Source organism: Alphaproteobacteria bacterium LSUCC0719 (assembly GCA_040839025.1).
GTDB lineage: Bacteria > Pseudomonadota > Alphaproteobacteria > Puniceispirillales > Puniceispirillaceae > UBA8309.
In genome coordinates this window covers 1-3,452 of record JBFPJN010000015.1, presented here as the reverse complement: position 1 = coordinate 3,452, position 3,452 = coordinate 1, and the positions used below count along the sequence as shown (strand labels likewise).

Sequence of the window (3,452 nt, the reverse complement as noted above, 5' to 3'; positions counted from 1 at the left end):
CTGACGAAGGCAGGGTTCTTAGAGTTGGCCTGTCCCCCTGCATCGCCTGAGGCTAAGGCGTTGGTGAACGACATCATCAACATCATCGAGCAATCCGAACAGCGTCAGAGAGCGCGGACAGCAGAGCATAATGCCGCCTTCAGGTCAGCAGTTGGTCTCATTGTCGGCGACCTACTGATTGCGATGGAGGAGAGGGAGCATGGCTGGTCGTACCATGGCTTGTCTCCCGCTGCCTTCGACGACCAGCCTGTTGGCTACAAGACGTTCAAGCCGATAGTTGAAACGATGGAGGCTGTCGGTCTCATCGTTATCTCCAAGGGCCGTAACTCTAAAGCTCCGCAGTTTGATGAAGGAGCTGCCCCCTCCTACCACCCCAGCCTTGCCACCAGGTTCAGGCCGACGCAGGCCATGGTCTCCATGGCTGAAGAAGCAGGAGTTTGCCATGGCAGCGCAAGGAAGCACTTCCCCCAACAACTCCCTGACAACGTCATCGAGGTCAGAGGCACGTCGACCTCGGTTAGAGGCGTGAAGACCAAGGGTAAGAAGCTCAAGTTTGCTCATACCGAGAAGAGCAAAGCGATGGAGGCCGACGTGAAGTCGTTGAACAAGTTCCTCGCCGGCTTCGAGTTGGAAGGCGGAAGTTTCTCCGGCTATCGAAGGCTCTTCAGTAACGGCGACATCGCTGGCTTCGGCTTCCAGTGGGGTGGTCGTCTTTACGGTGCTGGCAACGACAGCTACCAGACCATCAAGAAGACTGAGCGTCAGAAGATGACGATAAGCGGTGAAGAGGTGGTCGAAATCGACATCAACGCCTCCTACCTCACGATACTCCATGGCATGGCAGGTTATCCCCTGCCCAACAGGGACGACCTTTACACAATCGCTGGTTATAACAGGGTCATAGTGAAGGCTTGGATAACAGCCACTATCGGCCACCATGGCTTCCACACCCGATGGCCAAAGAACGCCATTCAGGAAATAAAGGATGCTGGTGTCGACAAGCCCGCTGGACTGACTATGACGTCACTTCAGCCTGTCATCCTCGACCACTTCCCCATGCTAGCCGACTGGCCTTCACAGAAGGTCACCTGGGCTGATCTGATGTTCACCGAAAGCGAAATCATCATCGGGACAATGCTTGAGCTGATGCACTCTTATGGCATGCCCTGCTTCTCGGTTCACGACAGCATCATTGTGCGCAAGTCAGACCAGCAAATTGCGATGGAAACACTCAAAGACCAATTCTTCAGACGGACCAGTATCGAGCCACGGCTCAAAGTGAACTAGGCGCCCACCCAGCACCCCATTGCTGGCGATTTAAGAGTCACTGAGAGGGGCTAAGCTGGGCGTAGGTGGCTGTGGATTCAAGCAGGCCCGAAAGGCCGCCAGCGAGTCTCAAATCGCCAGCAATCAACGCCTAATTTTGATTCAAGAGAAGACGTCTCAGAGCAACAATATTCACTCTTGCACGGAACCTTGGCAATCTTAGGGGTGCTAATTTTTATCAACGGTAAAAACGAAGTCGCCTTTGATAACGTGGCCATCCTCTCCCATAGCCCGCCACTTGACCTGATAATCACCACCAGTGATTTTGGGCAATGGTATGACATGGGTGTCACTCATTTCCATCAGGACGGCGTTTGGCAATGGTACGACTTCGCCGCCGTCATTCCCAAAAAGACCACCGAGCAATGATTTCTTTGCGCTCGCCTGTTCTTTAAGCAACTCAAGCTTAATCAGCTTAGCTGGTGACTTAAACACCATGCTGATTTCCGAAGGCGCATCATCCAGTTTGGCCCCATCTTCAGGTGACAAATTGCTCAATGGCGAATGAGCTAGAGCCGAAAGTGGAAAAAGAAGGCACAGGAGAATCGAAAAGACTTTAGGCATCTAACTTTCCTTTGATTGAGCGTTTGCACGAGCGTTTATCTGGTCATGCTGCCGCTTAACGGTATTCGGCCACGTGCTTTTGATGAACGACAGGACAGCGATGATTTCATCGTCTGAAAGCTCGTCTTCATATGCCGGCATATTGTTCGGGTATGTCTTACCAATCATTTTCTCGATGCCGTACTTCGTCATCAAGAACAGGTAGGTGTCTGGATGGTGCCAGGTGTGTCCTGTTTCGTCATGAGGTGGCGCAGGGAGATAACCGTCTGCATCTCTCTGCTGCCAGTTAGCTTGCCCCTCGAGTGCAACGCCATGACATGATGCGCAGTTTTGGGCGTAAACCTGTTCACCCAGAGCCACGACCACTTGCTCATTGGGCTTGAGTGTAACGCTGGCTGTCGCCTGTTCGACGGGAGATGCAAGGTGGTATACGAGTCCGAGCGACGCGACAGTGCCGACGATTGTAAGGATATGGGATTTTGTCACGACGCAGACTCCCTTTGAAGCTGAACAAGCCGCCTTAACTCCTCGAGAGGAATAAGACCGGGAGCAGTCTCTTCCCCAATCACAAATGAAGGCGTCCCCGAGAAACCCAACTCCCGCGCGAGAGCCATTGAATCCTCGATATGCTTGTTGATCCGGGGCGCTTCCATGTCGGCCTGGAGCCTGTCGATGTCGAGCCCGATCGACTCAGCCAATTCCAGGGTGGAGTCCCTCGTGACGCGCTTCAGATCCATCAAAGCCCAATGAAATTCCTCGTACTTCCCCTGGGCCTGGGATGCTAGAGCCGCTTTCGCCGCAAAGACAGACCCTTCATTGAGTATAGGCCATTCGCGGTAAACGAGCCGGACGCCGCCATCCGTGCCGATCAACTCTTTAAGAGGACCGGTTGCTTGCTTACAATAGGGGCAGTTGTAGTCGAAGAATTCAACAACGGTAACGTCTCCATCGGGGTTACCAAGCACAGGTGCATTGTCATCCTCAAACAGGCGTTCGCGGTTCGACAGAATCGCCGTCCTGGCGTCTTGTTTTTGCGCCTCTGCTTGCCTCTGCTGGAGAAGTTGGCTCATTTCAATCAGAATTTCTGGCCGTTCCATTAGGGTCTCGACAATCAATTCCTTGATCCTGTTGGTTTCATCAAAGTTGAAAACCTGGGCCCCAGCGCCGCCCTCGGCTCGGGCCAGAGGCGGAAAGAACATAGAGCCAAGAAGAAGGGTCAGCGAAAGCAGGTGCGGCAGCAGTCTTTGTGTGGTTATGGCAAGCATTTCAAAAGCAATCCTTCAATGACAGGCTTTGCCCAGCGCCTTGAGGCGCCAGTAGTTGTAGGGGAGCGGCGAAATAAAACCCGCTAGAAGCATGATGGGGATAACCCACCAGGTCAGTATTGCGCCTCCAGTGAGCACTACATCCGTTTGATGACGTCTGAAACCTCATGCCAACTTTTGGCTAACCTAAACCCTCCCCTAACAGGAAGCTCAATTAGTTTAGTAGCATTGCGCTGTATTATCGCACTTCAACCCGGAGGGGGGGCACATCAGCCCCATGTACCTTGCGTCTGCTAT

At 53.1% G+C, this 3,452-nt stretch carries 4 protein-coding genes and 1 pseudogene; 1 reads left to right on the top strand and 4 read right to left on the bottom strand.

Translation table 11 applies throughout. The features are described from left to right. On the top strand, positions 1-1,287 hold a 1,287-nt coding region (locus tag AB3X55_13345; protein ID MEX0504569.1), incomplete at its 5' end, for a hypothetical protein. Between the two features lie 207 nt (positions 1,288-1,494). Here the strand turns inward: AB3X55_13345 and AB3X55_13340 are convergent. The 4 genes and pseudogenes from AB3X55_13340 to AB3X55_13325 all read right to left on the bottom strand — a co-directional run bounded on the left by AB3X55_13340 (position 1,495) and on the right by AB3X55_13325 (position 3,302). Further along, positions 1,495-1,890, bottom strand: coding sequence for a copper resistance protein CopC (locus AB3X55_13340; GenBank protein MEX0504568.1), 396 nt, complete (start codon positions 1,888-1,890; stop codon positions 1,495-1,497). Next, positions 1,891-2,376 carry a cytochrome c gene (locus AB3X55_13335; GenBank protein ID MEX0504567.1) on the bottom strand — a complete coding sequence of 162 codons (486 nt, stop codon included), beginning with the start codon at positions 2,374-2,376 and terminating at the stop codon, positions 1,891-1,893. It lies immediately after the preceding gene. Beyond that, on the bottom strand, positions 2,373-3,155 hold the full coding sequence (locus tag AB3X55_13330) for a DsbA family protein (GenBank protein ID MEX0504566.1): 783 nt from the start codon (positions 3,153-3,155) through the stop codon (positions 2,373-2,375). Before AB3X55_13330 ends, AB3X55_13335 begins: the two co-directional genes overlap by 4 nt. Before the next feature lie 15 nt (positions 3,156-3,170). After that, positions 3,171-3,302: pseudogene (locus AB3X55_13325) on the bottom strand (DUF4396 domain-containing protein). Positions 3,303-3,452: the final 150 nt, after the last annotated feature.